The organism is Arthrobacter sp. Z1-9, from assembly GCF_054792695.1.
In genome coordinates this window covers 3645394-3669567 of the sequence record NZ_CP096456.1, presented here as the reverse complement: position 1 = coordinate 3669567, position 24174 = coordinate 3645394, and the positions used below count along the sequence as shown (strand labels likewise).

24 protein-coding genes and 2 riboswitches are annotated in these 24174 nt (G+C 64.4%); of the genes, 17 read left to right on the top strand and 7 right to left on the bottom strand.

What is annotated here, in order from left to right; all coding sequences use genetic code 11:
- Positions 1-41 precede the first annotated feature (41 nt).
- The 4 genes from M1D93_RS17065 to M1D93_RS17050 all read left to right on the top strand — a co-directional run bounded on the left by M1D93_RS17065 (position 42) and on the right by M1D93_RS17050 (position 3454).
- Entirely contained in the window at positions 42-1688 is a 1647-nt protein-coding gene (locus tag M1D93_RS17065) for a serine hydrolase (RefSeq protein ID WP_461172644.1), read from the top strand.
- Positions 1689-1778: 90 nt separating this feature from the next.
- Positions 1779-2552, top strand: a complete 774-nt coding sequence (locus tag M1D93_RS17060) for a GOLPH3/VPS74 family protein (protein WP_461172643.1) — start codon at positions 1779-1781, stop codon at positions 2550-2552.
- Between the two features lie 318 nt (positions 2553-2870).
- Complete coding sequence (locus tag M1D93_RS17055) at positions 2871-3005, top strand: hypothetical protein (protein ID WP_461172642.1); 135 nt, start codon at positions 2871-2873, stop codon at positions 3003-3005.
- Between the two features lie 104 nt (positions 3006-3109).
- The gene (locus M1D93_RS17050; protein WP_461172641.1) at positions 3110-3454 is read left to right on the top strand and encodes a hypothetical protein; all 345 of its coding nucleotides are present in this window, start codon (positions 3110-3112) and stop codon (positions 3452-3454) included.
- A gap of 91 nt (positions 3455-3545) precedes the next feature.
- Here the strand turns inward: M1D93_RS17050 and M1D93_RS17045 are convergent, their stop codons facing one another.
- The gene (locus tag M1D93_RS17045) at positions 3546-3830 is read right to left on the bottom strand and encodes a DUF427 domain-containing protein (RefSeq protein ID WP_461172640.1); all 285 of its coding nucleotides are present in this window, start codon (positions 3828-3830) and stop codon (positions 3546-3548) included.
- A 139-nt stretch (positions 3831-3969) separates the two neighbouring features.
- Positions 3970-4329, bottom strand: coding sequence for a VOC family protein (locus tag M1D93_RS17040; RefSeq protein WP_461172639.1), 360 nt, complete (start codon positions 4327-4329; stop codon positions 3970-3972).
- 78 nt (positions 4330-4407) lie between these two features.
- Here M1D93_RS17040 and M1D93_RS17035 point away from each other — a divergent pair, with 78 nt between their 5' ends.
- The 12 genes from M1D93_RS17035 to M1D93_RS16980 all read left to right on the top strand — a co-directional run bounded on the left by M1D93_RS17035 (position 4408) and on the right by M1D93_RS16980 (position 17691).
- Positions 4408-4719, top strand: a complete 312-nt coding sequence (locus M1D93_RS17035; protein WP_461172638.1) for a hypothetical protein — start codon at positions 4408-4410, stop codon at positions 4717-4719.
- A gap of 135 nt (positions 4720-4854) precedes the next feature.
- Positions 4855-4952, top strand: a riboswitch (glycine riboswitch).
- A 1-nt stretch (position 4953) separates the two neighbouring features.
- Positions 4954-5060, top strand: a riboswitch (glycine riboswitch).
- A 52-nt stretch (positions 5061-5112) separates the two neighbouring features.
- Positions 5113-7965 (top strand): aminomethyl-transferring glycine dehydrogenase, encoded by a 2853-nt coding sequence (gene gcvP / locus M1D93_RS17030; RefSeq protein ID WP_461172637.1) that lies wholly within the window; start codon positions 5113-5115, stop codon positions 7963-7965.
- A 12-nt stretch (positions 7966-7977) separates the two neighbouring features.
- Positions 7978-9126: a glycine cleavage system aminomethyltransferase GcvT gene (gcvT, locus tag M1D93_RS17025; RefSeq protein WP_461172636.1), complete on the top strand. Its 1149-nt coding sequence runs from the start codon at positions 7978-7980 to the stop codon at positions 9124-9126.
- A gap of 291 nt (positions 9127-9417) precedes the next feature.
- A complete protein-coding gene (gene gcvH, locus M1D93_RS17020) occupies positions 9418-9801 on the top strand; it encodes a glycine cleavage system protein GcvH (RefSeq protein ID WP_163166083.1) in 384 nt (127 codons plus the stop codon).
- An 11-nt stretch (positions 9802-9812) separates the two neighbouring features.
- Complete coding sequence (glyA, locus tag M1D93_RS17015; RefSeq protein WP_461172635.1) at positions 9813-11126, top strand: serine hydroxymethyltransferase; 1314 nt, start codon at positions 9813-9815, stop codon at positions 11124-11126.
- Between the two features lie 173 nt (positions 11127-11299).
- Complete coding sequence (locus M1D93_RS17010) at positions 11300-12727, top strand: L-serine ammonia-lyase (protein ID WP_461172634.1); 1428 nt, start codon at positions 11300-11302, stop codon at positions 12725-12727.
- Between the two features lie 13 nt (positions 12728-12740).
- Positions 12741-13748: a lipoyl synthase gene (gene lipA / locus M1D93_RS17005; RefSeq protein ID WP_163166089.1), complete on the top strand. Its 1008-nt coding sequence runs from the start codon at positions 12741-12743 to the stop codon at positions 13746-13748.
- Positions 13749-13784: 36 nt separating this feature from the next.
- Positions 13785-14537 (top strand): methylenetetrahydrofolate reductase, encoded by a 753-nt coding sequence (locus tag M1D93_RS17000; RefSeq protein ID WP_461172633.1) that lies wholly within the window; start codon positions 13785-13787, stop codon positions 14535-14537.
- Between the two features lie 71 nt (positions 14538-14608).
- Positions 14609-16084, top strand: coding sequence for a D-serine/D-alanine/glycine transporter (gene cycA, locus M1D93_RS16995; RefSeq protein ID WP_461172632.1), 1476 nt, complete (start codon positions 14609-14611; stop codon positions 16082-16084).
- The gene (purU, locus tag M1D93_RS16990) at positions 16081-17010 is read left to right on the top strand and encodes a formyltetrahydrofolate deformylase (RefSeq protein WP_461172631.1); all 930 of its coding nucleotides are present in this window, start codon (positions 16081-16083) and stop codon (positions 17008-17010) included. The genes cycA and purU overlap by 4 nt, the downstream gene beginning before the upstream one ends.
- A 4-nt stretch (positions 17011-17014) precedes the next feature.
- A complete protein-coding gene (locus tag M1D93_RS16985; protein WP_461172630.1) occupies positions 17015-17233 on the top strand; it encodes a hypothetical protein in 219 nt (72 codons plus the stop codon).
- A gap of 215 nt (positions 17234-17448) precedes the next feature.
- Positions 17449-17691 (top strand): hypothetical protein, encoded by a 243-nt coding sequence (locus tag M1D93_RS16980; protein WP_461172629.1) that lies wholly within the window; start codon positions 17449-17451, stop codon positions 17689-17691.
- 192 nt (positions 17692-17883) lie between these two features.
- Here the strand turns inward: M1D93_RS16980 and M1D93_RS16975 are convergent, their stop codons facing one another.
- Positions 17884-18306 carry a universal stress protein gene (locus M1D93_RS16975; protein ID WP_461172628.1) on the bottom strand — a complete coding sequence of 141 codons (423 nt, stop codon included), beginning with the start codon at positions 18304-18306 and terminating at the stop codon, positions 17884-17886.
- Positions 18307-18546: 240 nt separating this feature from the next.
- Here M1D93_RS16975 and M1D93_RS16970 point away from each other — a divergent pair, with 240 nt between their 5' ends.
- Entirely contained in the window at positions 18547-19578 is a 1032-nt protein-coding gene (locus M1D93_RS16970) for a hypothetical protein (protein ID WP_461172627.1), read from the top strand.
- A 94-nt stretch (positions 19579-19672) separates the two neighbouring features.
- Here the strand turns inward: M1D93_RS16970 and M1D93_RS16965 are convergent, their stop codons facing one another.
- The 4 genes from M1D93_RS16965 to M1D93_RS16950 all read right to left on the bottom strand — a co-directional run bounded on the left by M1D93_RS16965 (position 19673) and on the right by M1D93_RS16950 (position 24039).
- Positions 19673-20689, bottom strand: coding sequence for a LacI family DNA-binding transcriptional regulator (locus tag M1D93_RS16965; RefSeq protein WP_461172626.1), 1017 nt, complete (start codon positions 20687-20689; stop codon positions 19673-19675).
- 20 nt (positions 20690-20709) lie between these two features.
- The gene (locus M1D93_RS16960) at positions 20710-21612 is read right to left on the bottom strand and encodes a carbohydrate ABC transporter permease (RefSeq protein WP_461172625.1); all 903 of its coding nucleotides are present in this window, start codon (positions 21610-21612) and stop codon (positions 20710-20712) included.
- Positions 21613-21614: 2 nt separating this feature from the next.
- Complete coding sequence (locus M1D93_RS16955; protein ID WP_461175054.1) at positions 21615-22580, bottom strand: carbohydrate ABC transporter permease; 966 nt, start codon at positions 22578-22580, stop codon at positions 21615-21617.
- 136 nt (positions 22581-22716) lie between these two features.
- On the bottom strand, positions 22717-24039 hold the full coding sequence (locus tag M1D93_RS16950; protein WP_461172624.1) for an ABC transporter substrate-binding protein: 1323 nt from the start codon (positions 24037-24039) through the stop codon (positions 22717-22719).
- Between the last annotated feature and the right edge of the window lie 135 nt (positions 24040-24174).

Below are 24174 nucleotides of genomic sequence, written 5' to 3'. Positions count from 1 at the left end.
GCCTACTAAAACGCCCACCGCCTGAGGATCAAGGATTCGACATGAATAATGGTTCCGTTTTCCCGAACCGACGCACGCTGCTGAAGACGGCCGGGATTGGGGCGGCCGGGGCAGCCGGTGCACACGTTCTGTCCGCTTCCGCCGCCACAGCTGTACAGCATGCACCGGCGCCGCCGCCGGCATCGCTGCTCCCTGCCCCGCCCGGACAAGTTGAACCACTGCTGGACCGGGCGAAAGTCGATAATGCCCTCGCAAGGCTCGACGTATTCATTTCGGACGCGATGGAAAGTACCGGGCTCCCGGGTATGGCGGTCGCGGTGGTGTACCGGGACGAAGTGGTGTTCTCCAAAGGCTTTGGGGTCCGGGAAGTCGGAAAGCCTGAGACGATCACCCCTGACACCGTGTTCCAGGTGGCTTCCGTCTCCAAGCCCCTGGCCTCAACAGTGGTGGCAGGGGTAGTGGGAGAAAAGGTCATCGAATGGACCGACCCCGTCATCGAACACAACAAGAGCTTCGCGTTCAACGATGACTACGTCACCCGGAATGCAACCTTCGCTGACCTGATGTCCCATCGCAGCGGGCTACGAACGAGTTCGGGTGACCTGCTGGAGGATCTCGGTTTCGATCGTGAGTACATCCTCAGCCACCTCGTCCAGCAACCACTTGACACGTTCCGGGCCAGCTACAACTACAGCAATTTCGGCTTCACCGAGGCTGGCCAGGCCGCAGCCGACGCGATGAAGACGACCTGGGAGGATCTGGCCGACGAGATCCTGTTCCGCAAGCTGGGCATGTCCGCATCCAGTTACCGCCACTCGGACTATGAGGCAGCCGGAAACAAGGCCATCCTCCATGTGCCGGTCGGGAACAAGGAGTGGGCGGCGAAATACCGCCGCTACCCTGACGCCGAGGCTCCGGCCGGGGGCGCGAGTTCGTCCGTGCGGGACCTGGCCCAGTGGCTCCGGCTGCAGCTGGGCAACGGCAGCTACGAGGGCAAACCGGTGATTGATGCCGCTGCCCTCCAAACAACGCATGTTCCCCATGCCTTCTCCGGTCCGGCCTCGGCCCCTGCAGCCCGCTCCCGCTTCTACGGGCTGGGCTGGAACGTTTCCTACGACGACCAGGCCCGCGTCCAGCTGGGACACTCCGGCGCATTCAGCCTCGGCGCAGCCACCGCGGTGTCGATGCTTCCCGGTGAACAGCTGGCCATTGTGGCCCTGACCAACGGCCGCCCGCAAGGGATTCCTGAAGCAGTCAACGCCGACTTTATGGACACCGCCCAGCACGGATCGCCCACGGTCGACTGGCTGACCTTTATCGCTGGCATTTTCAAGCATCAGGACGAGGCCGGCAAACCTGAGGTCGACTACACCAAGGTTCCCGCCAACCCCTCGCCTGCCAGGCAAAACAGGGCCTACACAGGCACCTATGACAGCTACTACTATGGTCCGCTTGTGGTCTTCGAAGAGGGCGGAAAGCTGGCCATGAGGATGGGGCCGGCTGGCGGTCCCACCACTTTCCCCCTCACCCATTTCGACGGAGACACGTTCAGCTTCGAGACCATTGGCGAGAACGGCAACGGCCTGGCCGGTGCGATCTTTGCAGGGGGAGGCGGCGGCTCCTCGCCCCGCGTCACCCTGGACTTTTACAACAGAACGGGGCTGGGGACCTTCACGCGGGCCGAGTAAGGCCATGGATTCGATGACGGCGGGAGGCCCCGCCGTCATCCGTTATAAAACTTCGTTGTGGTGGGTGCCCAACTGGTCCACCATGATGCTATGGATGCTGAAACAACCCGACCGGTGGAACTGAGCCTTCCCCAGGAGTTCCTGCTCCTGGCCACAAATGACCAGAACGGCAAACCTGAAGTGCCGCTGTTCGCACTCAGGACCACTGTGGCCGGGGCGATTTTGGCCGAGCTGGACCTGCTCGACGCGATCGAGCTGCAGGGGAAACACGTCAGGGCTACCGGCTTTGCCCCCGCAACGGACTACCAGCACGAACTGGAACTCATCCGCAGCAAATCCCGTCCCCACACTCCCAAGTGGTGGGTGTCGGTGCTGGAGAGCCGCGCAGAAGTGCTGCGTGTCTACGACGGGCTGGTGTCGCTTGGCATCGTGGAACATGTGGGTGAAAAGCACCTGGGCCGGTTCCGGGCCGTGCGGTTCCCGGAGAAGGACCATGCCCCGGAGGCGGCGCTCCTGAAGAGGATCGAGGCCGCGCTCAGCGGCGCACCGTCCAACCTCGAAGTGCCGGATACGACGGCAGCCGGGGGCCCAGCACCTGGTGTGGGGACGGCGGATGGCGGGGCGACCGCATCTGCGGAGCGTGGCCCCAACCCGCCCGGGGCCAAGCACGTTTCCAAGGCGACCGATGTCCGGACCATTGTGCTGATCGCCCTGCTTCAGGCGTCCGGACTGCTCGGGAAGCTCTTCCCGGAGGCAGACAGGATCCGGTCAAGTGAGCTGTCCAAGGACTATTGGCCGTCCCGCGCCGTGGAGGATGAGCTCCGCATGATCAGGCTGGCGGAGGAAGAAGCCGCAAATCTTTGATCCTGCGGGAACTGTCGACGCTCGGCTATAGGGCCAATCCCCGTTAAGGAGCCACCGGATCGCATGTAGCCAGACTGCAGCAAAAAGCCGCGCCACGAATTCGCTGTTATTCCAGCTTTCCTTGCGATCGTTGAAAGAAAAAACGAATAAAGGTCCTTCTGCCAGGAACTGGAAAAGGAGATAACCGTCGTGGTCACACTCCTCGCCCAGTGCTGGGGCCGCCGGACTGCCGCTGCGCCAGGTTTTTCCAGGACTGGCATAAAAAATAAAAGTAGGTATGGTATCGGGTAACGCAAAGCATGGAAAGGCGTGATTCCCATGTCAGGAAAAACCCCGAAAAGCGGAGCCGCGAAAAAAGCCGGCAAATCGATCCTCGAAAAAAGAGCCGACAAAAGAGCCAAAAGCGAAAACAGCGAAATTAACTTCATAAAGCCGCGCAAAAACCAGTGCTAAACAAGCCAGCGGGCAGCCGAAACGGGACTCCTAGCCCAGTCGGCTGCCCGCGCCATTCCGCCAGCGGCGCCTTACCCACGTTTTTCAGCTACAAGGACACCACCATGAACACTTCCGTCAACGCCTTAGTAGTCCCTGCCCGCCTCGTTCATCCGGTTCACATCAAGACCGTGGAGCTGGACCTTTCAGCACTACAGCGGGTGGCTGCAGGGGAAGTAGGGCGTATTGCCGGCACTGACTGGCATGCCTACCTGGACAGCGAGGGGATCAGGTACACCGAGAACCTCCGCGCCGAGGTCCTCATCCGAGAAGCGGGCATCGATCTCGATAAAACCATCCACGGAACCGCCATGTTCCTTGGCCACACAAAGTCCGGCGAAGAGACCGACGCTCCCCGCCACCTCATCCGGCTGGCCGAGCAACTGTTCGATCTGCCGCTGGCGGCGTAGCCCGACTGGACACGGAGGTGCGATGGCGGGCCCTGGCAAAAGCAAGGGGCGACAGCGGGAAGTCCCGACGCCGCCCGTTTGCTGTCCGCTGCTACGCCTCGATGGTCACGCCGCGCCAAAACGCGATGCGGTCCTCGATCTGCTTGGCGCGCACTTTGGGCTCCGGGTAAAACCAGGCCGCATCCACGTTCAGCTTTCCGTCCACTTCCAGCGAGTGGTAGCTGGCCTTGCCCTTCCAGGGGCAGACCGAATACAGGTCACTGTCCCTGAGGTAGCCCGCGTTGACCGCGTCGCGCGGAAAGTAATGGTTGCCCTCCACCACCACGGTGTCCGTGGATTCGGCGATGACTTTTCCGTTCCAGATAGCCCTGACCATGTGGTTCCGTTCTGTTGGGTGCCGCCGCATGGGAATGCCGCTCGTAGGCATGCAAACGGCATGGAGGGCGCGCTTGTTCCCGGATTGCCCGTACAACCGCCCACAACGAGTATTACCGGCACAAGGTTCGACGGCGGTGCTACCGCGGGCTTTGGTCGATGATGCAGAAACGGTTCCCGTCGGGGTCGGCGAGCACCACGAAGTCGGAGTCCTCCGGGTACAGGTCCCAGTCGACGCTCCGGGCACCGAGTGAGATCAGCCGCTCCACCTCTGCTGCCTGATCGTCCGCGTACAAATCCAAGTGGATGCGCGGGCGGTCCTGGACGGGCGTCTCGCTCAGCATGAGTGCCAGCTGCGTTCCCGGTCCCGACGCCGGCACAAGGATCACCCAGGTTTCGTCGCCGGGCCCGCGGGGGACATAGTCGAGGGCGGCCTGCCAAAAAGCTGTGGCGCGGGCGACGTCATTGACGCCAAGAACGGTGCTGCCGATGGTCAACATCCGCCCAGCCTAGCCACCACCGGCGTCGTCTGTCCCGGGTGCCGGGTAACAATCAGCAGCACCACTAGACTCGCCAGCATGGGGGAAAACAACACACCTGGAGAACACACAAGGCCAAGGACTGCCCGCCTCCGCGGAGCCGTCCTGCCGATAGCGGCGCTCGCCGTGGTGCTCGCGGGGTGCTTCATCGCGTGGAGCAACAGCCAGAATGTCAGCTTCGGTTGGTTCGCCTATGCGCCGCTGGACAACGAGCCTTTCAGCGGAAGCGGCCTGTCTTTCGTCACGCCGGGGACGCAGGCCGGCCTGGCAATCGCCGTCGCGGGTTTGCTCGTCCTGGCATTCTGGGCCGGGTATCGAATCGGCAGGAAAGCCGGCACCAGGAACCCCTGACCCGCGCTTCGGTGAGGGCACGACGGCGGCACCTCCCGCCGTCGTACGCTTGCCTGAAAAGCGGCCCCCGTTTTGCATCCCGCCCCGGAACCCGGTATGGTGTGAGCCGTGTCACCCACCAGTGGCACGTGCTGATGATCTGCGGCGGGAGAGTCCTGCCGGTACGTTCTGCAGGCGCCGTAGGAGCAAATCCTCCCCAGGAATCTCTCAGGCCCACGTACCGCCGCGGCAAGGCAACTCTGGAAAGCAGTCCGGGCAACCGGGCTCACCGACGGTGCAAGTGGCGTCCTGCTGACAGCAGGGCAACGCAAAACTCTCAGGTCCAATACAGAGCGGGGAGGAACCCGAATCAACGTGGTGTTTCGGCACCACCTGAATTATGGAGTTCCTCTCATGACGGTTCAATCGTCCCCAACCACCTTCGCAGACCGCCATATCGGCGCGCGCCGCCAGTCCGACATCGACACCATGCTCAAGGCCGTCGGCTACGACAGCGTCGATGGCCTCGTCGACAGCGCGGTCCCCGATTCCATCCGCCAGGACAAGCCCCTCACCCTCGAGGGCGCCCTGAGCGAAGTCCAGGTCCTCGCCGAGCTCCGCAAGCTTGCCGGCAAGAACAAGATGGCCGTGCAGATGATCGGCCAGGGCTATTACGACACCGTGACCCCGCCGGTGATCCGCCGCAACATCCTCGAAGCCCCCGCCTGGTACACCGCCTACACCCCGTACCAGCCGGAAATCTCCCAGGGCCGGCTCGAAGCACTGCTGAACTTCCAGACCATGGTCCAGGACCTCACCGCGCTCCCGGTGGCCAACGCGTCCCTGCTCGACGAAGCCACCGCCGTCGCCGAAGCGGTGCTGCTCATGCGCCGGGCCAACAAGTCCAAGACGGCCAAGGACGGCAAGACCGTCCTCGACGCCGACCTCCTCCCGCAGACCATCGCCATCGTGCTGGGCCGCGCCGAGGCCCTCGGCTTCGAGGTGGAGGTCGCCGACCTCACCAACGGACTGCCCGACGGCGACATCAACGGCGTCGTCCTCCAGCAGCCCGGCGTCTCCGGCCGGGTCTGGGACCAGTCCGGCGTCATCGCCGAGGCCAAGGACCGCGGTGCCCTGGTCACCGTCGCCGCTGACCTCCTGGCCCTCACCCTCATCACCCCGCCGGGGGAGCAGGGCGCGGACATCGCCGTCGGCTCCACACAGCGCCTCGGCGTGCCGTTGTTCTTTGGGGGACCGCACGCCGCGTACATGGCAGTGCGCCAGGGCATGGAACGCACCCTTCCCGGCCGGATCGTGGGCGTTTCCAAGGACGACGCCGGTGTCCCCGCCTACCGCCTGGCCCTCCAGACCCGCGAGCAGCACATCCGCCGCGAGAAGGCCACCTCCAACATCTGCACCGCGCAGGCACTGCTCGCGATCGTCTCGTCCTTCTACGCCGTCTACCACGGCCCCGACGGACTGAAGGCGATCGCCGAAACCGTCCGCAACAACGCCCGCGCCCTGGCCACCACGCTGAAGACCGCCGGACGCGAACTGGTGTCCGACACCTTCTTCGACACCCTCACCGTCCGCGTGCCCGGCAAGGCCGCCAAGGTGATCACCGCCGCCGAAGCCCGCGGCATCAACCTGCGCCTCATCGATGCGGACACAGTTGGCGTGTCAGTCGATGAAACCACGACGCCGGAGGTCCTCTCCGCGGTTGCCGTCGCCTTTGGTGCCGGTCCGGTTGTTGAGGCTGCCGGGTTTGAGCTGCCGGAGTCCGTGCTGCGCACCTCCGCCTTCCTGCAGCACCCGGTGTTCAACACGCACCGCTCGGAAACCCAGCTGCTGCGCTATATCCGCCGCCTTTCCGACCGGGACCTGGCGCTGGACCGCACCATGATCCCGCTGGGTTCGTGCACCATGAAGCTGAACGCCACCGCCGAGATGGAAGCCATCTCCTGGCCCGAGTTCGCCTCAATCCACCCGTTCGCTCCTGACTCCCAGACCGAAGGCTGGCGGGAACTCATTGCCGGACTCGAAGCCGACCTCGCCGAGATCACCGGCTACGACCAGGTGTCCATCCAGCCCAACGCCGGATCCCAGGGGGAGCTCGCCGGGCTGCTGGCGATCCGTGGCTACCACCACTCCCGCGGTGACCAGCAGCGCAACGTCTGCCTGATCCCGGCCTCCGCCCACGGCACCAACGCGGCGTCCGCTGTCCTCGCGGGCATGAAGGTTGTTGTGGTGGCAACCGCCGCTGACGGCACGATCGACCACGCCGACCTGCAGGCCAAAATCGAGGCCCACAAGGACGTCCTCTCCGCCATCATGATCACGTACCCGTCTACGCACGGCGTGTACGACTCGGACGTCCGCGAGGTGTGTGATGCCATCCACGCCGCCGGTGGCCAGGTGTACGTTGACGGCGCGAACCTGAACGCCCTCGTTGGGCTGGCGCAGCCGGGCAAGTTCGGCGGCGACGTGTCCCACCTGAACCTGCACAAGACGTTTTGCATCCCGCACGGCGGTGGCGGGCCCGGCGTCGGACCTGTTGCTGCCAAGGCGCACCTGGCACCGTTTATGCCGGGCGATGCCAACAAGGCTGCCCACGAAGCCGGGCATGGGGTTGCGATTTCGGCTTCCCGCTTTGGTTCCGCGGGCGTGCTGCCGATTTCGTGGGCGTACGTAAAGCTGATGGGCGGGCAGGGCCTGACCGAGGCCACCAAGTCCGCGCTCCTGGCTGCAAACTACGTTGCGGCGCGGCTCGACGAGCACTTCCCTGTCCTTTACACGGGGGAGACCGGCCTGGTGGCGCACGAGTGCATCCTGGACCTCCGCGACCTGACGGCCAGGACCGGCGTCACCGCCGAGGATGTGGCCAAGCGCCTCATCGACTTCGGCTTCCACGCCCCCACGCTGTCCTTCCCGGTGGCCGGCACGCTGATGGTGGAGCCCACCGAGTCCGAGGACCTCGCGGAAATCGACCGCTTCATCGAAGCCATGATCACCATCCGCCAGGAAATCGACCAGGTGGCAAACGGTGACTTCCCGGTGGAAAAGTCTCCGCTGCGCAACGCACCCCACACGGCAGCCGCCGTCGTCTCCTCCGACTGGGACCGCACCTACCCGCGTGAGCAGGCAGCCTTCCCGGTGGCTTCGCTCCGCCAGGACAAGTACTTCCCGCCGGTCGGCCGCATCGACGGCGCGGCAGGGGACCGCAACCTGGTCTGCTCCTGCCCTCCGCTTTCCGAGTTCGAAAACTAAGGACTTCTTCAAATGACCGAGAACTACACAGCGCTCTACGAGCAACACAAGATTGCCGGCGCCTCCTTCACCGACTTCGGCGGCTGGCAAATGCCCCTGAAGTACAGCTCCGAGCTGGCCGAGCACCACGCCGTGCGCAACGCCGCCGGCCTGTTCGACCTCTCCCACATGGGCGAAGTCTGGGTCACCGGTCCCGACGCCGGGGCTTTCCTCGACTACGCCCTGGCCGGCAAGCTGTCCGCTGTGGCCGTGGGCAAGGCCAAGTACTCCCTGATTTGCCAGGAAGACGGCGGCATCATCGACGACCTCATCACGTACCGCCTTCCCGCGGCTGCGGATGGGACAGCCAAGTATCTGGTGGTGCCAAACGCGGGCAACGCTGCGGTGGTTGCCGCCGCACTGGCCGAGCGCGCTGCAGCGTTCGACGTCGTGGTGGATGACGTCTCCGCCGAGACCTCCCTCATCGCCGTGCAGGGACCGAACGCCGAGGACATCCTGCTCAAGCTGGTCCCCGCCGAACAGCACTCGCTGGTGACGGAGCTGAAGTACTACGCGGCTGTGGAGGTAGGGATTACCGTCAACGGCACAGTACAGGAGCTGCTGCTGGCCCGCACCGGGTACACCGGTGAGGACGGCTTCGAAATCTACATCCCGAACGAGGACGCCGCCGGCCTGTGGGACGCGCTGCTCGAAGTTGGCACCGGACACGGCCTCATCCCCGCCGGGCTGGCCTGCCGCGACTCGCTCCGTTTGGAAGCCGGCATGCCGCTCTACGGCAATGAGCTTTCCCGCGAGGGCAACCCCTACGCCGCAGGCCTGGGCCCTGTGGTTTCGCTCAAGAAGGAGTCGGACTTCGTGGGCCGGGCGGTGCTGGCCGAGCTCAAGGAACTGGGCGCCGGCTCCACCTCCGGCCGCAAGCTCGTGGGCCTGAAGGGCCTGGGCCGCCGCGCCGGCCGCAGCCACTACCCGGTCCTCAAGGACGGCAACGTCGTGGGCGAAGTCACCTCCGGCCAGCCGAGCCCCACCCTGGGTTACCCGATCGCCCTGGCCTATGTCGACGTCGAACACTCCGCGCCCGGCACCGCCCTGGACATCGACCTCCGCGGCAAGGCAGAACCCTTTGAAGTAGTAGAGCTGCCGTTCTACAAGCGCCAAAAGTAACGGACGCCGACGGCCCGTCGGGTCCGGCCTCCTCTGCATGCTCGGTCGCGAAGACGCCCGCTGAGCGGACGTGACGCTCCCTTAGACGCATGCTGCCGGACGCCGGACCCGAAGGGGCCGAACGCTCTATCACCTGATGCGCCTTTCAACCCAACGCTCCATCACCTTCCGCACGTTTTGGGCTCACGCTCCATCACCTGATGCGGGGTTTGGCCCGACGCTCTCGCACTTGATGTGGGGTTTGGGCTAAGGCTCTCTCACTTTTCAAACACGAACCTAAGGAAACACACCATGGCAAAAGTTGTTGCTGAACTGAAGTACTCCGCCGAGCACGAGTGGGTTGCTGCTGACGGATCCGGCCCCACCAACATTGGTATCTCGGCCGTGGCCGCCGAGGCCCTGGGCGACATCGTGTACGTGGACCTGCCAGAGGTTGGCTCCACCGTGACCGCGGGGGAGACCTGCGGCGAGGTTGAATCCACCAAGTCCGTCTCCGACCTCTACGCACCCGTCACGGGCGAGGTTGTGGAGATCAACGACGAAGTGGTCTCCGACCCCGCCCTGATCAACAACGATCCCTACGGCGCCGGCTGGCTCTTCAAGGTGGCCGTCACCGAAGAAGGCCCCCTGCTGTCCGCCGAAGAGTACGCGGCAGCCAACGGCGGCGAGCTGTGAGCGGCGCCGGCATGACCACAACCGCAGCCTTCGAGCAGGTAGTCTCCCCGTCCCTGGACGCCGACCTGTCCGCGCTGGACCCCGAGATCGCCGCAAAGATCGACGACGAACTGACCCGCCAGCGCGACGGCCTGGAGATGATCGCCTCCGAAAACCACACCGCCGTCGCCGTGATGCAGGCGCAGGGCTCGGTGCTGACCAACAAGTACGCCGAGGGCTATCCGGGCAAGCGCTACTACGGCGGCTGCGAGCACGTGGACGTCGTCGAGCAGCTCGCCATTGACCGCATCAAGGCACTGTTCGGTGCGGAGTTCGCCAACGTGCAGCCGCACTCCGGTGCGCAGGCCAACGCCTCGGTGATGCACGCGCTGATCAAGCCCGGCGACACCATCATGGGCCTGAACCTGGCCCACGGCGGACACCTCACGCACGGCATGAAGATCAACTTCTCCGGCAAGCTCTACAACGTGGTCCCGTACGGCGTCCGCGAGGACACCCACACCGTGGACATGGCCGAAGTGGAGCGCCTGGCCCAGGAAACCAAGCCCGCGCTGATCGTGGCCGGCTGGTCCGCCTACGCCCGCCAGCTGGACTTCGCCGAGTTCCGCCGCATCGCCGACTCCGTGGGCGCCTATCTCATGGTGGACATGGCCCACTTCGCCGGGCTTGTGGCCGCCGGGCTGCACCCGTCGCCGGTGCCGCACGCCCACGTCACCACGTCCACCACCCACAAGACCCTCGCCGGTCCGCGCGGCGGCATCATCCTGACGAACGACGCCGACATCGCCAAGAAGATCAACTCGGCTGTGTTTCCCGGCCAGCAGGGCGGCCCGCTGGAGCACGTCATTGCGGGCAAGGCCGTGGCCTTCAAGATCGCCGCGTCGGCCGAGTTCAAGGAGCGCCAGGAGCGCGTCCTCGCCGGTGCCCGGATCCTGGCCGAGCGCCTGGTCCAGCCCGACGTCACCGCTAAGGGCATCAGCGTGATCTCCGGCGGCACCGACGTGCACCTGGTCCTCGTTGACCTGCGCAACTGCGAACTCAACGGGCAGCAGGCCGAGGACCGGCTCGCGGCTATCGACATCACCGTTAACCGCAACGCCGTCCCGTTCGACCCCCGCCCGCCGATGGTCACCTCCGGCCTCCGGATCGGCACACCGGCGCTTGCAACGCGTGGCTTCGGCGAGGCAGCGTTCCGTGAAGTTGCGGACATCATCGCCGAGGCTTTAACGGCCGACGCCGACGCGGACCTTTCCGGCCTGCGCCACCGCGTAGAGGCACTCGCCAAAGCCCACCCCCTCTATCCGGGTGTCCAGAACCTCGCCTGAGTGGCTTGTCCCGGTTGCGTCCGCGACGGCGGACCGGACTTTTCACGCGTGCTGGCTCGTTCCTCGCCTCTGACGCACGCTTTCGAAAAGCCCGGCTCCACCGACGCTCGCGGTTCCGTCGCCTTGGCAACGGCACCTCCACCCCGACCAGAACTTAGTTAGGAATACCCGTAATGGCTGTTGGAGTCTTTGATCTCTTTTCGATTGGGATCGGTCCCTCTTCCTCGCACACTGTTGGGCCGATGCGGGCTGCTGCTGTGTTTGCCGAGGAGCTTAAGGCTTCCGGCTTGCTGGCTGACGTCGCGTCGCTGCGGGTTGACCTGTATGGGTCGCTCGCGGCGACGGGCCACGGCCACGGGACGATGACGGCGATCCTGCTGGGGCTGGAGGGGTTCCACCCGGAGTTGATCCTGCCGGACGAGGTGGAGGAACGACTTGCCGCCATCGCCGACTCGGGGATGCTGCAGCTGGCCGGTGCTGTTCCGCTGCCCTACGGGGTGAAGGACATGGTGCTGCGGCCGCTGACCATCCTGCCCCGGCACACCAACGGCATGACGTTCACGGTCTCCGACGCCGACGGCAACGTCCTGCACACCGCAACGTTCTTCTCTGTCGGCGGCGGGTTCATCGTCCGCGAAGGTGAGGAGGACGCGGCGCAGCAGGAGCTGGACGAGTCCAAGAAAGAACTGCCCCTGCCCTTCCGGACGGCCGCCGAACTGCTGGAGCACTGCCGGGAAACCGGCCTGAGCATCAGCGAGGTGATGCGGGTCAACGAGGAAGACAGCCGCACGCCAGAGGAAATCCGTGAAGGACTGCTGCACATCTACTCCGTCATGGAAGGCTGCGTGGCCACGTCTCTGAAGCGTGAAGGCGTGCTGCCGGGCGGGCTGAAGGTCCGGCGCCGTGCCCCTGACTGGTACGAGCGGCTCAAGAAGGAAAGCACCCGCCCTGACGATGAAGGCCAGGACGGTGACTTCCACGACCCGAAATATTGGCAGGAGTGGGTTAACTTGATCGCCCTTGCGGTGAATGAGGAGAACGCCTCCGGCGGCCGCGTTGTCACCGCTCCGACCAACGGCGCTGCCGGGATCATCCCGGCGGTGCTGTACTACGCGCTGCATTTTGCGCCGGGGATGGAGAACGCCACCCAGGAGGACCGCGACGACGTCGTGGTGAAGTTCCTGCTCGCCGCCGGCGCCGTCGGGGTGCTGTACAAGGAGCAGGCGTCGATTTCGGGCGCTGAGGTGGGCTGCCAGGGCGAGGTGGGCTCGGCGTCATCGATGGCCGCCGCCGGGCTGGCCGAGGTGATGGGCGGTACCCCGGCGCAGGTGGAAAACGCCGCGGAGATCGCGATGGAGCATAACCTGGGCCTGACCTGCGACCCGATCGGCGGGCTGGTCCAGGTCCCGTGCATCGAACGGAACGCGATCGCCGCGGCGAAAGCGATCAACGCCGCGAAGATGGCGCTCTGGGGCGACGGCTCCCACCGGGTCTCCCTCGATGAGGTCATCATCACCATGCGGGAAACCGGCAAGGACATGAGCTCCAAATACAAGGAAACGGCGATGGGCGGCCTCGCCGTCAACGTCGTCGAATGCTGAAGGAAGAAGACTAATGACATTGGCACCTGAAGGCCGGAAGCTTTTGCGCGTTGAACAGCGCAATTCTGCTGTCCCGGTGGAGCGCAAGCCGGACTGGATCAAGGCCAAGGTCCAGATGGGGCCGGAGTTTGTCCAGCTCAAGAACCTGGTGAAGAAGGAAGGCCTGCACACGGTGTGTGAGGAGGCCGGCTGCCCCAACATTTTTGAGTGCTGGGAGGACAAGGAAGCCACGTTCCTGATCGGCGGGTCCGAGTGCACCCGGCGCTGTGATTTCTGCCAGATTGATACCGGCAAACCCTCCCCGGTGGACCGGTTCGAACCCACCAAGGTGGCCCGGTCGGTGCAGGCGATGCAGCTGCGCTACGCCACCGTCACCGGGGTGGCCCGGGACGACCTTGAGGACGAGGGCGTGTGGCTGTACGCCGAGACGGTCCGCAAGATCCACGAACTGAACCCCGGCACCGGGGTGGAACTGCTGATCCCCGACTTCTCCGGCAAACCCGAACACATCGCCGCGATCTGCGACTCCAAGCCCGAGGTGTTCGCGCACAACGTCGAAACCGTGCCCCGGATTTTCAAGCGGATCCGGCCGGCGTTCCGCTACGAGCGGTCCCTGGATGTGATCACGCAGGGCCGGAACCTGGGCATGGTGACCAAGTCCAACCTGATCCTGGGCATGGGCGAAACCCGCGAAGAGATCTCCGAAGCGCTCCGGGACCTGCACGAGGCCGGCTGTGACCTGATCACCATCACCCAGTACCTGCGCCCGTCCGAGCGGCACCTGCCGGTGGACCGGTGGGTCAAGCCGCAGGAATTCGTGGACCTCCAGGACGAGGCCACCGAGATCGGCTTCCTCGGCGTCATGAGTGGCCCGCTGGTCCGCTCCTCCTACCGCGCCGGCCGGCTCTGGGCCACCGCGATGCGCAAGAAGGGCTGGGACATCCCGGCAGAACTCGCCCACATCGAGTCCTCCGGCACCACCCGCCAGGAAGCCAGCTCACTCCTGGCAGCCACAGCCTGAGCCCGGAGTACCAAACCTGATGAAGAGACAGGACCAATGATGTTCCCCGTCAGAATCGAAATCATCCCCTCCCAGGGAATCGTTGAGCAGGTCAAAGCCCTGGTGCCCAAGACCACCACGCTCAGCGTGACGTGCCTGCCGCACCACGGCATCGAGCGGACCATGCGCACTGCCATGGAGCTGGGCGACGCCGGCTACAAGGTCATCCCGCACCTCGCGGCAAGAAGCATCCGCAGCCGTGGCGAGCTCACCGAGATAGTCCGCGGCTGCGATTCGGCCGGCATCCGTGACGTCTTTGTCATCGGGGGAGACCGGAAGCAGCCCGCCGGCATTTACCACTCCGCCCTTCCGGTGCTGGAAGACATTGCCCAGTACAGCAGTGGAATGATGCGGGCCGGCGTCGCGGGCTACCCGGAGGGCCACCCCCTCGTCAGCCCGGTGGACCTGTTGGACAGCCTCCTGGCGAAGCAGTACCTGGCCTCGCATGTGGTCACGCAGATGTGCTTTTCCGCGGGGAAGATCCATGACTTCTCGGCGCTCCTGCGCCGCGAAGGTGTCCGCCTGCCCGTCTGGGCGGGGGTGGCCGGGGCCGTCCCGCGGACCAAGCTGGTGGCACTGTCCGCGCAGATCGGCGTCGGAAGTTCCCTGAAGTTCCTCAGCCGCAAGGGCCCGCTGGCCCGGAAACTCCTGAGCGGGGACCGCTACTCCCCGGACAGCCTGATCGCTGGCCTGGAAAGCCAGCCAGGCAAACATCGCCGGCATCCATCTTTACAGCTTCAACAGCCTTGATTCCGTGCCCGCGGGACCGGACAAGGCTGCAACTTCAGCACTCCAGACAGCATTGATTCGAGGAGCAGCACGTGACAACTAAACCTGTAACGCCCCACCAGGAGCCGCATCTTGAGCGGCAGCTCACCAACAGGCACATCCAGCTGATCGCCATTGGCGGCGCCATCGGCACGGGCCTGTTCATGGGCTCGGGCAAAACCATCTCGGCGGCCGGACCGTCCGTCATTTTCGTCTACATGATCATCGGCTTCATGCTGTTCTTCGTTATGCGGGCCATGGGTGAACTGCTGCTGAGCAACCTGAACTACAAATCCTTCAGCGACTTCGCCGCGGACCTCCTGGGCCCCTGGGCAGGCTTCTTCACCGGCTGGACCTACTGGTTCTGCTGGGTGATCACGGGCATAGCCGACGTCATCGCGATCGCCGGCTACTCCAAGGAACTCTGGCCGGGCCTGCCGCTGTGGATCCCGGGCCTGGCCACCGTGGCCATCCTCCTGTTCCTGAACCTCGTCACCGTGAAGGCGTTCGGCGAGACCGAGTTCTGGTTCGCGTTGATCAAGATCATCGCCATCGCGGCGCTGATCATCGTGGGCATGTTCATGATCTTCACGGGCTTCCAGTCCGACGCCGGCCCTGCCACCTTCACGAATCTGTGGAGCCACGGCGGTATGTTCCCCAACGAATTCATGGGCTTTGTGGCCGGTTTCCAGATCGCGGTGTTCGCGTTTGTGGGCATTGAGCTGGTGGGCACCACGGCCGCCGAGGCGAAGGACCCGGAGAAGAACCTGCCCAAGGCCATCAACTCCATCCCCATCCGCGTGCTGCTCTTCTACGTGGGCGCCCTCATCATCCTGATGTCCGTCACCCCCTGGACCCAGTTCCAGGCCGGCCACAGCCCTTTCATCGCCATGTTCTCCCTGGCAGGCCTGGGCGCCGCAGCCACTGTGGTGAACCTGGTGGTGCTCAGCTCAGCCATGTCCTCGGCCAACTCCGGCATCTACTCCACCTCCCGCATGGTCTACGGGCTGGCGCAGGAGGGGGACGCGCCGGCGGTCTTCCGCGGTCTGTCCCGGCGCAAGGTTCCGCAGAACGCGCTGTTCCTCTCCTGCGTGCTGCTGCTCTCCGGCGTCATCCTGATGTACGCGGGCCAGGACATCGGCAAGGCCTTCGAAATGGTGACCACCGTGTCCGCCGTCTGCTTCGTGTTCGTCTGGTCCATCATCCTGGCCAGCTACCTCGCATTCCGGCGCCGCCGCCCGCAGCTGCACGAGGGCTCCAAGTACCGGATGCCCGGCGGTGTGCCGATGGTGTGGGTGGTGTTCGCGTTCTTCGCCTTCGTCCTCTGGGCACTGACCACGCAGCCGGACACCCTGCTGGCACTTTTGGTGACACCGGTGTGGTTCCTGGTGCTCGGCGCCGCATGGCTGATACTGCGACGGCGGCCTGCTCACCTGGCCCGCTACGCCACCTTCAAGTCGGAGCTTGCGCAGGACCTGGATACCGAGGCCTCTGCCATCGGCCGGGATTTTGACGGGGTAAAAAAGTGAGCACGCTGGAAACGCCCGCGGGAGCGCCCGCCAGAGGTGCCTCGACGGCGGAACCTCCTGCCGCCGTCGAACATGTCCTGACGGTTGACTGTGTTGAGTCGCCTGGGATTGTCCACGCGATTTCGGCCTTCCTGCTGGAGCACAGCTGCGACATCATTGACATCAAGCAGTACGGGGACAAGGCCCAGGGGCACTTCTTTATGAGGGTGCATTTCGCCTCCGGGCCAGGTCCGCAGCAGCAGCCGTTCAGTACCGAGGACCTGCGCACCAGCTTCACCCCGTTGGCCGAACAGTGGCAGATGAACTGGCAGCTGGAACCCCACGGACGCAAGCGCCGCGTGCTGGTGATGGTGTCCAGGATGGGGCACTGCCTCAACGACCTGCTGTTCCGGGCGCGGACGGGCGACCTTCCGGTGGAGATCGTCGCCGTCGTGTCCAACCACCTGGACCAGGCAAGCCTGGTGGAGTGGGACGGCATCCCGTTCTTCCACGTGCCCGTGACCAGGGATACCAAGCCCGACGCCGAAGCCAGGCTCCTGGAACTTGTGGACGAACTCGACGTTGAACTCGTGGTCCTGGCCCGCTACATGCAGGTGCTTAGCGACGAGCTCTCCGCCAAGCTGGCCAGCCGGACCATCAACATCCACCACTCCTTCCTGCCCAGCTTCAAGGGTGCGAAGCCGTATCACCAGGCCTATGAGCGGGGCGTCAAAACCGTGGGGGCCACCGCGCATTACGTCAACGCCGAACTGGACGAGGGCCCGATCATTTCCCAGCAGGTCATCGAGGTGGACCACACGTACACGGCCGATGATCTGGTGGCCGCGGGCCGGGACGCCGAATGCGTTGCGCTGCGGAACGCCGTCCGCTGGCACTGCGAGGGCAGGATCCTGCTGCTGGGCAACCGCACGGTCATCCTGCGGTAGTCCCGTGAAAGCGGCAAGCGGGCAACAGTGGCGGCGGGTGTCGTGGAACGCCCTGCCGATGGGGCAGCGGGTGCGGCTTTCGCAGCACGGGCTGCCTGTCGGCTCCGGCTTCGTGGACGCCGCCGCGCCCGACGGCTCCGTCATCTGGGTTGTACTCGACGGCTGGCAGGAACGACGGATGTTCCTTCGGGAGGACTATGTACAAGTGGAGATCAACGAGTAACGGATCAAAGCGCAGGACCCTGCGGCAGCGATTGGAAGCGTGGGCGGTTGGTGCCACGCTCGTTGTCCTGATCGCGGTCACGGTTGCACAGTCGCTGCCACTGGGGGACTGAACAGAAGGGTGAGGGGCCGACGGCGGGAGGGGCCCGCCGTCGGCCCCTTCCCTTCTGCGGTTCCGGTTATTGACCGTTCACGGGCAACCGGTAACCATGGGGTATGACTGACTCAGCCGATACCTCAAACGCCCCCTTCGACGACGACGAAACAGTGGAGGACACAGCCCATACAGAGACTCCTGAAAGCATCGCGGACGAGGTCCGGGACGAGATCCGGCTGGGCCACGTGGAGGATGACGTGAGCCATGTGCTCGAGGAACGCTTTGAGGAAGCCGGCATCGAACTGCGCCCGGAAGAGGTGGACGACCTCGCCGAGGAGATCGAAAAGGACGTCTCCAGCTAGGGACCGTGCGGGCCGGAAACGGCAGGCAACAACCTGGATCAGTGCGCTGGCCGTGTTGGGCGCATGGCTCCTAACACTCCGGGTGGAGGGAGCAATACCAATGGTCCAGGTGGCCCGCACTTACCCTGCTGAGAAAAAGCAAGCGGCCGACGGCGGGAGGTCCCGTCGTCGGCCGCTTGCTTGCCTTCGCTGCTAGTCGTCGTACGTGTTCGCGATGTACACATCGCAGGGGGCGTTGTGCGCCACGCTGTTGGCGACGCTGCCCAGGAGCCGGCCGATGCCGCGCATCCTGCGGTTGCCTACCACGATCACCTTTGCGTCCAGGCGGATCGCTTCCTTGATCAGGGCATCAGCCGGCTTGCCGCGGGCGGCCGAGTGGGTGATCTCCAGGCCCTGTCCCGAATTGCCCAGCAACCTTGCGACGATTTCTGCGCTGTCGGCGTTCGAAATCCGCACTTGGTCCGACCCCACACCGAAGGTCTCGGCACTCTCGGTCTCGAATGCGGTCACGATGTGCAGGCCAGTTCCCAGCGATACCGCCAGGTCCCTCGCCGCTTCCGCAGCCTTCCTGGCCGACTCGCTGCCATCCACTCCTACAACAACTACTCCGCTCATTATTGGCTCCTTTGTTCCTGTTGTGGCTAAAGCGTCCACTGGCAAGTCTAGAGAACTTGGGCTTGAAGCCCCCACGGCAGGCCACGCCTAGCATCAGGAGGAGTGCCGCACTCGGAAAAATCATCTGGAACGAGCTTTCGCCGTCGGAGTAGACTACGTCACACTGACGCTGTCGAGGCGCTGAAGCAGCTCCTCATCACCTGCACAACTAGCCACCCGGTAAGCAGACAGGCGAAACTGATGACTTCGAAAACCCTCACTGCAACGACCACGGCGCTGCTGGCGCTCGGCCTTCTGACGTCCCAGCCCGCCAACGCTGCTGACAAAGCCCCCAACAAGGATTCCTTTAGTTTCGGCGTTATTGGGGACATGCCCTACGGCGGCGCGGAAGTCAACAAGTTCCCCGCGCGAATCCAGGACCTAAACGCGGACAGCAGGCTTGATTTCGTGGCCCACGTGGGCGACATCAAAAACGGAACGTCCCGCTGTACCGACGGCTATTTCACCAAAATCCGGGAGCAGTTCGACACCTTCGAGCACCCCCTGGTCTTTACGCCTGGCGACAACGAGTGGGTGGACTGCCACCGTATTGACAACGGCGCGTACAACCCGCTGGAGCGGCTGGACAAGCTGCGGGAAGTGTTCTTCGACGAGCCCGGCAACACCCTCGGTGCCGCCATGCCCGTCACGTCCCAGGTAGGGATCGGGCTTCCGGAAAACGTCCGCTTCACCCAGAACCGCGTGGCCTTCTCCGTGCTGAACATCCAAGGCAGCAACAACGGGCTGCAGCTTTGGACCGGTTTGGAAAAAACTACCGTTATGCCGGAGCAGCGGAAAGACGTGAATGACCGGATCAAGGCTGCGGTGCAACAGATCCGCGACACGTTTGCTGACGCCGCGGGCCTCCGGGCCGTGGTGCTGATGACCCAGGCCGACATGTTCGCTCCCCCGACCCCGAAGGGCTCTCAGCCCAGCCCGAGCTCGGTGTCCGGTTTCAAGGAGATAGTGAAGACCATCATCGAGGAAACGAACAGCTTCGACGGGCCGGTCTATCTCATCAACGGCGACAGCCACGTCTTTGCCGCGGACAAGCCGCTCGCGGCCGGCTCAAAATGGCTGGACGTCTACAACCTGCCGGCCGCGGATGACCTGCAGCGCATCACCGTGGCTGGCGCAGAAGAAGTTACCCACTACGTCCGGTTCACGGCGTCGCGCAACAGCGCCTCCAGCGCCCCTGTCCTGTCTTGGAAGCAGGTCCGCTTCAGCCGGTAGCGGCACGTAACGCAGCGGCAACTACGGAAGCGGACGACGGCGGGAGGTCCCGGCGTCGTCCGCTGTCGTTTTTCTTGTGGTCAGGTGAAGAAGGTCAGGCTGATTCCCGGACCACCAGTTCCGTGGGAATGGTGATGGCCGCGGGGCGCTTGCCGTTGATGACATCCAGGAGCAGGCGGACCATTTCCTCGCTGATGCGTTCGAAGGGCTGGCGCACGGTGGTCAGCGCGGGCGCCGCAGCCGAAGAGGCGCTGATGTCATCGAAGCCGACGACGGCGACGTCCTCAGGTATCCGGCGCCCCGCCTCGTGCAGCACCTCCAGGGCGCCGAGTGCCATGAGGTCATTGGCGGCAAAAACAGCATCGATATCGGGAGCCCGGTCGAGGAGTTCGCGCATTCCCTTCCCGCCGCTCTCCTTGCTGTAGTCACCGTGGACAATGAGCGCCTCATCAATGTCCGCGCCCTGATCGTCGCGGTACGCCTCAAGCCGGCGGATGCCGCCGGAGGTGTCCTGCGGCCCCGTGATCGTGGCAATCCGACGGCGGCCCGCGTCCCGCAGGTACCGCAGCAGGTCGCGGGCACCTTCGTAGTCGTCGGCCGCCACGTAGCCCATCTTCTTCTCGAACCCGAGGGGGATACCGCAGGAGATGGCAGGGATGCCAGCGGAAATGATGTCCGAGATGATGCCTTTCCGGGTGGCATGCGAGGACACCAGCAGCACGCCGTCCACATGGCCTGCGGTGAGGAAATCGGTGGCGCGGCGCTGTTCGTCGTCGGTGCCGGCCAGGATCAGGACCAGCGGAATGTCATGGACTGCCAGCGCGTCTGCCGCCCCGCGCAGGAGGACCGCGAAGTTGGGATCCTCAAACAGGCGGTCATGGGTTTCGGTCAGCAGGAAGGCCACCGAATTTGCCCGGTTGGTTGCCAGGTTCCGGGCATGCGGGTTGACGCGGTAGCCGGTCTTTTTGATGGCGGCGTTGACGGCTTCCAGCGCGGACGGGCTGACCCAGTGTCCGCCGTTCAGCACCCGGGAGACGGTGCCGCGCGAGACTCCGGCTTCTTTGGCCACGTCGTCAATCTTTGGCCTCGGCCGGGAGGTGGGTTGAGTCATGGTTCAAAGCCTATCTAGGACTAGGCCTTGACAGCGCCGGCGGCGAGGTCAACCCGCCAGTAGCGCTGCAGGAGCAGGAACATAATGACCAGCGGGACGATCGACAGCAGGGCACCGGCCAGGACCAGGGTGTACAGGGCCGGAGCGGAGGCGCCCTGGTTCAGCAGCCCGTTCAGGCCCACGGTAATGGGGAACAAGTGGTCGTCGCCGAGCATGATGTACGGCAGCATGAAGTTGTTCCAGATGGCTACGAACTGGAAAAGGAAGATGGTCACCAGGCCGGGCAGCATCATGGGGGCCGCAATCCGGTTGAAGATGTACATTTCCTTGGCACCCTCGGTGCGGGCGGCCTCGATGACATCGCCGGGTACCGACGCTGCTGCGTAGATCCGGGCGAGGTAGATGCCATAGGGGCTGATGATCTGGGGCAGGAGCACGGACCAGTAGGTGTTGGTCAGCCCCGCCTGGGCCAGCATCAGGTACTGGGGGATGGCCAGGATGACGCCGGGCACCAGCACGCCCATCAACAGCACCTTGAAGATCCCGGACTTTCCGGGAAAGTCGAACTTTGCGAGCACGTACCCGGAGAGGGCGGAGACCCAGGTCGAGACGATGGCGCCCACGCCTGCGTAGAGTGCGGTGTTGGCCATCCAGCGCCAGAACAGGCCGTCCCGGTATTCGGTGAGGGCCACGATGTTGTCCCAGAGGTGGGTGCTGGGAGCGAGGGTGAAGGTGGAGAACAGCTCGTTGCCGTCCTTGCTGGCAGCGGCCACTACCCAGATCACGGGGAACAGGCAGTACAGCGCACCGAGGATCAGGATCCCGGTGGAAAGGTAGCTCGGCTTGTCGTGGGCCGAAACTGCGCCCTTGGACGTACGAGCGGATTTTGTATTCGGGGTGCGGCTGGGGGCGAGGGTGGTCACGGTCAGTTCTCCTGTCCGAAGGCCCGCTTCTGCACAACGCGCAGGAACAGGAAGGAAATGATGAAGGTGGCCGCGGCGATCACGATGCTGGTGGCGGCTGCTGAGTAGACGTCGTTGCGCGTGAAGGCGTCGCGGTAGACCAGCATGAGCGGGGACCAGCTCGTGGAAAGGCTGTTGGCCAGGGGCCGCAGGGTGGTGGGCTCGGCGAAGACCTGGAGCGTGGCAATCATCGAGAACAGCGCTGTCATGACCAGCGACGGGGCGATGATGGGGATCTTGATCCGCAGGGCGGTCTGGATCTCTGAGCAGCCGTCCAGCTTCGCTGCCTCATAGATTTCGCTGGGTACGGCCTTCAGCGATGTGTACATCACGATCATGTTGAAGCCCACGCCGCCCCAGAGGGCGATGTTGCAGATGGCGAACGTCACGAGGTTCGGGTCCAGCAGCGAGGGAAGCGCGACGCCGAACTGCCGGGCCAGAAAGTGGAAGGGACTCACGCCGGGCAGGTACAGGAAGCCCCACAGAAGGGAACTGATGACTGCGGGCACGGCGTAGGGAAGGAAGATGGCGGTGCGGGAGAAGCTGCCGGCCCGGGTTCGGCGGGAATCCAGCAGGAGCGCGAACAGCAGGGCGAAGCCGAGCATCAGCGGGATCAGGATGAGGCCGTACAGCAGCACGCGCAGCACGCTGCCCAGGAACTCCGGGTCCGTCAGGGCGCTGACATAGTTTTCAAAGCCTGCAAAAACCTGGCTCTGGGAGCCCTTGCCGAGGCCCAGGCCGCTAACCTTCTTTTTCTGGAAACTCAGCACCAGCGTGTAGACGATGGGGGCTGCCATAAAAACGAGGAAAAGGATGATGCCCGGGGCGAGCATCGCGTAGGGAATGATCACCCGGGATTTGAAATTCTTCGCCCGCCTGGAGGGTCCGGCTGCGGTGTCTGCCGCCGGACCGGGCTTTGTCACGGTCATTGCCACGGGTGCACTTCCTTGTGTGGATTGGAGCTCGTCGGGATTCGGGATGGCCCGGATTTGAGGTGGTGCCGGTTCCGGGAAGGACCTTGGGGATGCCCTTCCCGGAACCGGAGTTTGTTGCTGCCTGCCGGGGTTACTTGACGGTGAAGCCGGTCTGCTTCAGGTCCTCAACGGTGACCTGCTGCATGGATTTCACGGCGTCCAGGAAGGCGCTCTTCTGCTTGGCCTGTGCAGCCTTGGCGAACTGGTCGTTGTAGGCGTTGAAGGCCACGTTGACGTTGGGCCCGTAGGTGAAGGAGCCCACGTTCTGCGCGGCGTCGCCCACCACGTCATAGAAGTCGGGCTGGTTGGAGAAGAACTCCGGTGCCTCGGTGAGGGCAGACTTGGCGCCTGCGTTGTCGGCCGGGTAGACACCGGTTTCCTTGACCAGGGCCTGGACTGCTTCGGGGTCGGTGTTCAGCCAGGTGGCGAACTTCGCGGCGGCCTCGGCGTTTTTGGACTGTGTTGTTACTGCGGTGGAGGAACCGCCCCAGTTGCCGGTGGAGGGCTTGGAAGCATCCCACTGCGGCATGGGTGCCACCTTCCACTGCCCGGCGGTGGCGCCGGCGTTGCCGGAGAGAACGCCCGGGCCCCAGGCTGCACTTAGCCAGCCCACCTGCTTGCCGGTGTTCAGGGCGGTGTTCCATTCGGGGGTGTACATCGGCTTGTTGTCGATGGTGCCCTCTTCCACGAGGCCGCCCCAGTACTCTGCAACCTTCCTGGTGGGGTCCTCGTCGATGTTGACGCTCCAGGCGTCGCCGTCGACGCCCCACCAGGAGGCACCTGCCTGCTGGGCCATGCCGGTGAACCAGCCGGCGTCGTTGGAAGAGAAAGTGCCAAGGTAGGCCTCGGGATCAGCGGCATGGACTGCCTTGGCGGCCTGCGCATACTCATCCCAGGTGGTGGGAACGGAAAGGCCCAGCTTCTCGAAGATATCGGCCCGGTAGTAGAACACCATGGGGCCGGTGTCCTGCGGAACCGCGTAGAGGGTGTCGCCACCGAGGGTTACCGAGTCCCAGACGCCTTCAGGGAAGTGGCTCTTGGTCTCGTTGGCTTCGGTGCCGGAGAGGTCTGCGAGGGCATCGGCTGCGACCAGCGTGGGGATCTTCTGGTATTCGGCCTGGATGAGGTCCGGGGCGCCGCTGCCGGCCTTGACGGCGGTGAGCAGCTTGGTGACGGCGGGGTCGCCGCCGTCCTGCTTGTTGACGGTGACGTGGATATTGGGGTTCTTTTCGTTCCAGACCTCCACTACGTTGTCCAGGTTGGGCGCCCAGGCCCAATAGGTCAGTTCCACCTTCTGGTTGGGATCATTTGCCGATCCGCCGGCGTCCGTACCTGAAGTGCCGGAGCATCCTGCGGTAAGCATTGCGGCCGCGGCGAGCATGGCCACGGCGCCTGCACGAAATGACTTGCGCATTTCGTCCTCCTTGTCGAAAAGCTGAATGGGTCTGTCTGAATTATCACCGCTCATCCGAACCGAGGCCGCATGACTGTGAGCGGTTCCAGTAATTCACAATGATGTGAGCTATGTCAATAGGGATTTCAGGCTATC

What these genes read in the sequence shown, in the direction of transcription:
- glyA (WP_461172635.1), top strand. Translation starts at nt 9,813, where the DNA reads ATGACCACAACCGCAGCCTTCGAGCAGGTAGTCTCCCCGTCCCTGGAC.
- M1D93_RS17055 (WP_461172642.1), top strand. Translation starts at nt 2,871, where the DNA reads ATGTCAGGAAAAACCCCGAAAAGCGGAGCCGCGAAAAAAGCCGGCAAA.
- M1D93_RS16975 (WP_461172628.1), bottom strand. Translation starts at nt 18,306, where the DNA reads ATGAGCGGAGTAGTTGTTGTAGGAGTGGATGGCAGCGAGTCGGCCAGG.
- lipA (WP_163166089.1), top strand. Translation starts at nt 12,741, where the DNA reads ATGACATTGGCACCTGAAGGCCGGAAGCTTTTGCGCGTTGAACAGCGC.
- M1D93_RS17050 (WP_461172641.1), top strand. Translation starts at nt 3,110, where the DNA reads ATGAACACTTCCGTCAACGCCTTAGTAGTCCCTGCCCGCCTCGTTCAT.
- gcvT (WP_461172636.1), top strand. Translation starts at nt 7,978, where the DNA reads ATGACCGAGAACTACACAGCGCTCTACGAGCAACACAAGATTGCCGGC.
- M1D93_RS17010 (WP_461172634.1), top strand. Translation starts at nt 11,300, where the DNA reads ATGGCTGTTGGAGTCTTTGATCTCTTTTCGATTGGGATCGGTCCCTCT.
- M1D93_RS17065 (WP_461172644.1), top strand. Translation starts at nt 42, where the DNA reads ATGAATAATGGTTCCGTTTTCCCGAACCGACGCACGCTGCTGAAGACG.
- M1D93_RS17035 (WP_461172638.1), top strand. Translation starts at nt 4,408, where the DNA reads ATGGGGGAAAACAACACACCTGGAGAACACACAAGGCCAAGGACTGCC.
- M1D93_RS16950 (WP_461172624.1), bottom strand. Translation starts at nt 24,039, where the DNA reads ATGCGCAAGTCATTTCGTGCAGGCGCCGTGGCCATGCTCGCCGCGGCC.
- M1D93_RS17040 (WP_461172639.1), bottom strand. Translation starts at nt 4,329, where the DNA reads ATGTTGACCATCGGCAGCACCGTTCTTGGCGTCAATGACGTCGCCCGC.
- M1D93_RS17060 (WP_461172643.1), top strand. Translation starts at nt 1,779, where the DNA reads ATGGATGCTGAAACAACCCGACCGGTGGAACTGAGCCTTCCCCAGGAG.
- gcvP (WP_461172637.1), top strand. Translation starts at nt 5,113, where the DNA reads ATGACGGTTCAATCGTCCCCAACCACCTTCGCAGACCGCCATATCGGC.
- M1D93_RS17045 (WP_461172640.1), bottom strand. Translation starts at nt 3,830, where the DNA reads ATGGTCAGGGCTATCTGGAACGGAAAAGTCATCGCCGAATCCACGGAC.
- gcvH (WP_163166083.1), top strand. Translation starts at nt 9,418, where the DNA reads ATGGCAAAAGTTGTTGCTGAACTGAAGTACTCCGCCGAGCACGAGTGG.
- M1D93_RS16955 (WP_461175054.1), bottom strand. Translation starts at nt 22,580, where the DNA reads ATGACCGTGACAAAGCCCGGTCCGGCGGCAGACACCGCAGCCGGACCC.
- M1D93_RS16980 (WP_461172629.1), top strand. Translation starts at nt 17,449, where the DNA reads ATGACTGACTCAGCCGATACCTCAAACGCCCCCTTCGACGACGACGAA.
- M1D93_RS17000 (WP_461172633.1), top strand. Translation starts at nt 13,785, where the DNA reads ATGATGTTCCCCGTCAGAATCGAAATCATCCCCTCCCAGGGAATCGTT.
- M1D93_RS16965 (WP_461172626.1), bottom strand. Translation starts at nt 20,689, where the DNA reads ATGACTCAACCCACCTCCCGGCCGAGGCCAAAGATTGACGACGTGGCC.
- M1D93_RS16970 (WP_461172627.1), top strand. Translation starts at nt 18,547, where the DNA reads ATGACTTCGAAAACCCTCACTGCAACGACCACGGCGCTGCTGGCGCTC.